The sequence below is a fragment of the Vibrio sp. 1978 genome (assembly GCF_033344345.1).
Map to the genome: position 1 here is coordinate 1 of NZ_JAWPOP010000328.1, position 791 is coordinate 791.

At 45.5% G+C, this 791-nt stretch carries 1 protein-coding gene; it reads right to left on the reverse strand.

All coding sequences use genetic code 11. From position 1 onward, the window contains the following. Window positions 1-791: chemotaxis protein CheV (locus tag R8N49_RS26415; RefSeq protein ID WP_318190357.1), on the reverse strand; the 791-nt coding region annotated here is incomplete at both ends.

Here is a 791-nt window from a genome sequence, read left to right on the forward strand (position 1 = left end):
TTTGAGATAAAACGATCACAGCCTACCTTTTGCACCATCGCCTCGTTAAAGCTACCGCTGAGTGACGTGTTCAACGTGATGAACAACTTCGACATACGAGGATCGCTACGGACTTCGTGAGTCAATTTGTAACCATCCATCTCTGGCATTTCAGCGTCCGTGATCATCATTAACAGCTCTTTTTCAACATCACGACCTTCATCACACCAACGTTTGAGCACCGTTAATGCCTCTAAACCATCTCGGCACTCGATGATGTTCATACCCAATTGAGAAAGGGTGTCACGTACTTGGTTTCTTGCTGTCGAAGAGTCGTCTACGATAAGAACGTTACGTCCAACCATCGACTGCGATAAGTCATGATCTAAGATATCTTCTGAGATAGTGACATCATAATGAACGATTTCCGCCAACACTTTCTCAACGTCAATAATCTCAACGATTTGAGAAGTATCACCATCTTTCACTTGGGTGATAGCTGTGAGGTAGTTAGAGCGTCCAGAAGTCGATGGCGGCGGCTGAATTTCAGTCCATGCGGTATTGATGATGTTACGTACCGGACCAACAAGGAAACCCTGCACCGAACGGTTATATTCCGTCACGATCAAGTTTTCTTCTTCCGCTTCTCCACGAAGAGGAGGAAAACCAATCGAACAACGCAAATCAATCACAGGTACGGCTTCACCTCGAAGGGAAGCAACACCACGGATGTTGTAGTGTGAGCCAGGCAGCTTAGTCAACGGCGGAAGCTTTATCACCTCTTTCACTTTGAACACATTAATCGCAAATAA